The 6,074-nt window shown below is 51.0% G+C and carries 3 protein-coding genes and 1 pseudogene; 1 reads left to right on the top strand and 3 read right to left on the bottom strand.

From position 1 onward, the window contains the following. Positions 1–47: 47 nt before the first annotated feature. The 3 genes from porE to H6A34_RS13320 all read right to left on the bottom strand — a co-directional run bounded on the left by porE (position 48) and on the right by H6A34_RS13320 (position 5,075). Positions 48–2,120: a PorE family type IX secretion system protein gene (porE, locus tag H6A34_RS13330; protein WP_205105914.1), complete on the bottom strand. Its 2,073-nt coding sequence runs from the start codon at positions 2,118–2,120 to the stop codon at positions 48–50. A gap of 131 nt (positions 2,121–2,251) precedes the next feature. Further along, complete coding sequence (locus tag H6A34_RS13325; RefSeq protein ID WP_205105913.1) at positions 2,252–4,297, bottom strand: DNA topoisomerase 3; 2,046 nt, start codon at positions 4,295–4,297, stop codon at positions 2,252–2,254. A 142-nt stretch (positions 4,298–4,439) separates the two neighbouring features. Then, a complete protein-coding gene (locus tag H6A34_RS13320; RefSeq protein ID WP_205105912.1) occupies positions 4,440–5,075 on the bottom strand; it encodes a lactate utilization protein in 636 nt (211 codons plus the stop codon). A gap of 421 nt (positions 5,076–5,496) precedes the next feature. Here H6A34_RS13320 and H6A34_RS13315 point away from each other — a divergent pair. Continuing rightward, positions 5,497–6,074, top strand: a pseudogene (locus H6A34_RS13315) (serine protease); the annotation flags it as partial.

The following is a 6,074-nucleotide window of genomic DNA, read 5'->3' as shown; positions in this document are numbered from 1 at the left end:
ATTTTCTTAATTCTTAACTCTTAATTCTTAATTTATTACGCTTTTATTTACTCAAACTCAAAGTACAGCTCTTCCTCGTTGATGTCCTCGTTTGTCTGTTCCTGTGCTTTGGGCGGATTCTTCAGGTTACCCTTCTCGTCGTACATGCCGTATGTAATGCGCAGTACGATGAACTCCGTACGACGGTTCAGCTGGTTGCATATCTCCTGTTTCTCGGGGTCAAGTTTCTTGATGAAGTCCTCGGTCAGTACGTCGCCTTCCTTAAGCCACGGGTATTTCTCGGTAAGTTTCTTTCGTATTGTCTTCGGCTTCTCCTTTCCGTAGCCTACGGGCGACAGCCGGTCGCGGGCTATGCCGTGCTCGATAAGGTAGTTGACCACAGCCTCGGCACGTTTCTGAGACAAGGTCTTGTTGTATTCGGAACTGCCCTTGTAGTCGCAGTGGGCGCTCAGTTCAATCGTAACATTGGGATTCTCGTTGAGCAGTTTGACGAGTTCATCAAGTGCGGTGACCGACTCCGGACGCAACGTATACTTGTCGAAGTCGTAGAAAATGTTGTCGATAAGCACTGGAACGCGTATCGACGCCAACGGGAATTGCAGTACGTATTCCTTTGATTCCTGCACCGGCTCGACACGAAGTTCCTCCTTATGGTTGAGGAAACCTTTGCATGTGGCCAGCATGATGTAGTCAACGCCGGGCTGGATTACCTGCGTAAACGAGCCGTCTCCCTTGACGTTGAGCTTCAGGTTAGTGCCGTCGCTGCCCACCATGTACACCAAAGCGTCGGGCAACTCATAGCCTTCCATTTCGTAAACCCAGCCCTTTACGGTCTGTATTATCTCTGGTTTCTCGAAACTGTAGATGTGGTCCCAGCCCCTTGCGTCGCCTCTGTTGGAGGAGAAGAAACCACGGTTGTGAGGCCCCTCGAATGTCATTCCGAAGTCGTCGGCCTGTGAATTGAGCGGATAACCAGGATGTTCTATCTTGAATTTATGTGTCTTGGGGTCTACTGTAGCGATGTAGATGTCGAGCCCGCCAAGCCCTTTATGCCCGTTGGACGAGAAGTACAAGTCACCGTTAGGCCTGAACGTAGGGAACATTTCGTCGCCTTCCGTGTTGATAGGCTCGCCCAAGTTTTCCGCACCTCCTAATCCTGCGGAAGTCAACCGTATGCGCCAAATGTCGTAACCGCCCTTCCCTCCGGGCATGTCTGACGTGAAATAAAGCCACAGACCGTCAGGAGATACAGCCGGATGGGCGTAACTTGAAAGGGTGTCGCTTGATATTTCAAGTGGCGTAGGTTTGCTCCACGCCGCGTCACTTCTGTTGGATGTAACTATTGTTGCGTATCTTGGGTAGTTCGGGTCGGTAGTGCATTGGGTGAGATACATCATCCTTTGGTCTGGCGAAAAACAGCATGCACCCTCGTCATACTCAGAATTAAGGCCTGATTCGATGGTCTCCGGCCGTTGCCATTTGCCTGTTTCGTCCTTTTGGGAATAGAATATGTCACCCGCTTTAGTGCCCGTTATGCCACTAAGCTCATCTCCCTCAGCCTCGTTGCGGGTAGAAGTAAAGTATAATTGGTCGTACTCGTCGCCGAAAAGCATTGGTGAATAATCAGCCCTTCGGGAGTTGAAAATGTCCACTTTCTTCACTATATATCGTGAACCGGCGTCTTTTTCTTCCTGTGCTGTTTGTGCCGACAGCAGACCAGTCATGGCCTGCTGGTTGTCAGGAAGTGTGTCCAGAACAAGCTGGTATTCCTTTGCGGCCTCCTTGTAGCTGCCTGCCTTCATCAGCATACGTGCCAATGACAGGTGTGTGTCAATACTGTCCTGCTTATAACGAATGACGTTACGGTATGCGGCAATGGCTTTGGCGGTAGAGTTTATGCGGTCATAACAATAGGCAAGTTTGCGTGCCCGCTGTCCGCGTTTTGCCCTTTCCTTTGTTGGTGTTTTGTTATATGCTGTCTTGAATTCAGCCGCCGCATCATAATATTCGCCTATTGCAAGGAATTTTTCGCCCTTCTTCATGTAATGGTCAGCACCACACGAAACAGTCAGCAGCGCCAATATGCACATCGTTAGGTATATAGTGAGTCTTACCTTCATATAATAAAAAGGATAAAAGCCTCTCCCGACCTCAACCGTAATGAGGAGAAAGACAGCTTAAACAGTAATCTTGCTCCTCCACGTGGGGAGGTCGGGAGAAGCTTTTATATAATAACTTATTTTCCCGTTATTTATTGTTTGAACGGCATTCTGAATGTGCAGCCCTCCCTCCAACGGTCGCATCCGTACGCTGTTTTGCCTTTTACGATATGCCCTTTGCCACAGACAGGGCATGGTGTTCCTATGATAGAATCGTCGGCAGGCAGGGATTGTACGGTCTTTTCGTCGTTGTTGCCGGTCTTGTCAACTTCCGTTTCAGTTTTCTTCTTTGGCGAAGTTGCCTTCTTCCTGCTCTTTTTCTTGAGGTCTTCGTCTGTCAGTACGGTTACGTGACGGTTGCTGTTGTCGGCAAGAACGTCGTTGACGATGGTCGTGATTTGCTGTTTCAGCTCGTTGATAAACTGCCCGGCGTCGTATTTCTTGTGCTCGATGTCACGCAGTTTCTTCTCCCATATACCAGTAAGCTCGCAACTTTTGAGCAGCTCTTCCTTTATAGTGTCGATCAGTTCTATGCCCGTGGGGGTGGCGACGATGTTCTTCCGCTCACGCTTTATGTACCGACGCTTGAACAGTGTCTCGATAATGTTGGCGCGAGACGACGGCCGCCCTATGCCGTTCTCTTTCAACGCGGCGCGCAGTTCCTCGTCGTCGACGAACTTTCCGGCCGTCTCCATTGCGCGCAGAAGCGTCGCTTCGGTGTAGTATTTGGGCGGAGTTGTCCACTTTTCGGTAAGCGTCGGCGTGTGGGGACCGCTTTCTCCCTTGGTAAATGCGGGCAGGGTGCGCTCCTCGTCCTGGTTTTTCTTGTCGTCAGAGTCTACCGGCTGTGCGTCCTTGGCGTACAGGACGCGCCACCCGGGGTCGTTGATTTGCTTGCCGCTTACCTTGAATTCCACGTCGTCAACCTTTCCCATGACCGTAGTCGTGGAGAACTTACAGTCAGGATAGAACACGCTTATGAAGCGGCGGGCCACGAGGTCGTAGACATGTTGCTCCAAATCGGTAAGGTTAGAGGCCGGAACGCCGGTGGGTATGATGGCGTGGTGGTCGGTGACTTTTGATGTATCGAACACCTTTTTGCTCTTTGGCAGAGGCTTGCCGATGAGCGGTTGGGTGAACGCCTCATATCCCCGTAGTCCCTTCAGGGTAGCGGGGCACTTTGGATAGATGTCGTCGCTGAGGTACTGGGTGTCCACACGGGGATACGTAGTGAGCTTTTTCTCGTAGAGCGACTGTATCACATTGAGCGTGGTTTCGGCGCTCATGGAGAACTTTTTGTTACAATCGACCTGCAGGGATGTGAGGTCATACAGGTGTGGAGGCGCCTCCTTGCCCGCTTTCTTCTGCACGTCGGTAACGGTGAAAGGCTTGTCCGCTATCTTCGCGAACGACTGCTCGCCCTCCTCTTTGCTCGTAAACTTACCCTTGGTGGCGGTAAACAGCGTGTCGCGGTAGATGGTTGAGAGCACCCAGTAAGGCTCGGGCTCAAAGTTGTCAATCTCCTTCTGGCGGTTGACAATAAGCGCGAGGGTAGGCGTCTGTACGCGACCGATGGACAATACCTGGCGGTTTTGACCGTATTTCAATGTGTACAGGCGCGTAGCGTTCATGCCGAGCAGCCAGTCGCCGATGGCCCGGCTCAGTCCTGCGAGGTACAGGGGCTGGTACTCCTGCTGGTCTTTCAGCGTGTGGAATCCCTCGCGTATGGCCTCGTCGGTCATCGACGAGATCCACAGGCGCTTCACCGGGCACTTAGCTTGCGCCTTCTGCATAACCCATCTTTGGATTAATTCTCCTTCCTGTCCGGCGTCGCCACAGTTTATTATACCATCGGCGTTCTGCATCAGTTTCTCTATTACCGAGAACTGTTTTATTATACCTTTGTCGTCGATTAGCTTAATGCCGAAGCGCTGAGGTATCATCGGCAAGGCGCTGAGGCTCCACCGCTTCCACATCGGGGTGTAGTCGTCAGGCTCCTTGAGCGTACACAGGTGGCCGAAAGTCCATGTCACCTGGTATCCGTTGCCCTCCATGTATCCGTCGTGTGAGGACGTTGCGCCCAATATCCGCGCTATATCCTTGGCTACGCTTGGTTTTTCGGCTATGCAGACAATCATTTTTTAAATTAAGAGTTAAGAATTAAGAGTTAAGAAAACATGTTGAATTAAGAATTAAGAGTTAAGAATTAAGAAAATATGATTATGCTCTTTTATAGTCAAGGCATATTTTCTTAATTCTTAACTCTTAATTCTTAACTTCTCAATATCCTAAGTCTTCGCCGACCAGTACTACCGTATGGCGTCCTGCGGGATGGGAGTTTCGCATGAAATGTATGTAGTTGCAGATACTTTCGGGCGAGTTGCAGTTATGGCAAATGCCGTCGACCTGGCAAGGGGTCTTGATGTCGAAACGTGCCGCGTTGATTGGGCTGGCCGTCGAACGGGCGCGCGCAAGGGCGCTCTGTACGTCCTGCGTTACCTTGTTGAGGCCGACGACAAAGATTACTTTCTTGGGTCCGAAGGTTATGGCGGCTACGCGGTTGCCGTTGCCGTCGATGTTGACTATCACGCCGTCCTCGCTTATCGCGTTGACGCCCGACAGGTAAAAGTCGGTCGAGAAGGCCTCGCGGTATATTCGCTGGGCCTCGTCGCGGTCGGCGGCAAGGTCACGGTCGAGCACGTTAAGGTTACGTTTGTGCAGGGCCTCGGTCAGTCCCATGTCACGTATTGTCATCGACCCGCCCCACGTTACGCTGCTTCCGTCGGGTATGAGGGCCGACACTTTCTCTACAGCCTCGGCCGCCGTAGGACAGTAGAAGGCCTCGAAGTTACGCCTCTGAAGGTTCTTTATCATCTTCTGGGCAAGCCGTTCGTTGCGTATTTCCTTTGGTGTCATAATGCTTTCGTATTTAAAAATGTATGCAAAAATAATAATTTTGGCCGACAAACGTAGCGTTAGCAGTGTTTTTGTTGGTTAAAATAATGACGTATATCGTTAGCGGTATGAAGCCGTGACGGGGTTACCTGTCCGATGTGTGCTTTTCGGTTGTAATGCTAAAGGTGCCCTTTTGCCTTTCAAAAGGCCGTTTTTTAGCGTCTGAAAGGCCATCTTTTGCACGCTAAAAGACGGCCTTTTATAATGTGTTGAATATCAATGTGTTACGGTGGTGATTTGAAAGCACGCCAGAAAGACGGCTTTTTCTTACAATAAATAAGGTGGTGCGGATGAGCGTGTCAAACGTTCGTTTCCCGCATTTTTGTTTTGCGTTTCGCCCGACATGCGTTATCTTTGCAGGTTAAAAAGCAACGGTTGAACGATGAACAAGCTCGCGACAATATTAGTTATACTCTTTTTCGCCGTGCAGGCAGGTGCCCGTCCTGCCGAGACGGCTCACAAGGTGAAGTATCCGGGAGGCAAGACATACATGTTCCGTGTCATGCTTAAAGACAAGCACGGCACGCCTTTCACACTTGCAAAGCCCAGGGCTTACCTGTCGGAAAAAGCCTTGGCGAGACGCCGCAGGCAGAACATTGCCGTCGATTCTACCGACCTGCCCGTTAATCCTGCTTATGTGAAGGCAATCAGGCGGATAGGTGTTGACGTGGTGAGCCAGAGCAAATGGAATAATACCGTGCTTGTCCGCGGCACTGACATCAGGCAGCTCAGGAGTGTCGACGCCCTCGGCTGCGTGGCAGGCATTAAGCTGGTGTGGACTTCGCCCGACTCTATCAACAAGCCGTCGTACAGATTGAAGTACCACAAGGAGTTCAACCGTTGGGACACGATATCGCAAAACAGGTATGGAGTGACCCGCGAGCAGGTCGAGATGATAGGCGGGGTGAAGATGCATGACCATGGATTCCGTGGACGAGGCATGACCGTAGCCGTGCTCGA

This window comes from Marseilla massiliensis, assembly GCF_016899855.1.
Lineage (GTDB): Bacteria > Bacteroidota > Bacteroidia > Bacteroidales > Bacteroidaceae > Prevotella.
Note: the sequence above shows the minus strand (reverse complement) of the source record. Positions and strands in the feature narration are given on the sequence as shown.

Excerpts from the sequence above, each read along its gene's own strand:
- H6A34_RS13320 (WP_205105912.1), bottom strand. The coding sequence starts at position 5,075 with ATGACACCAAAGGAAATACGCAACGAACGGCTTGCCCAGAAGATGATA.
- H6A34_RS13325 (WP_205105913.1), bottom strand. The coding sequence starts at position 4,297 with ATGATTGTCTGCATAGCCGAAAAACCAAGCGTAGCCAAGGATATAGCG.
- porE (WP_205105914.1), bottom strand. The coding sequence starts at position 2,120 with ATGAAGGTAAGACTCACTATATACCTAACGATGTGCATATTGGCGCTG.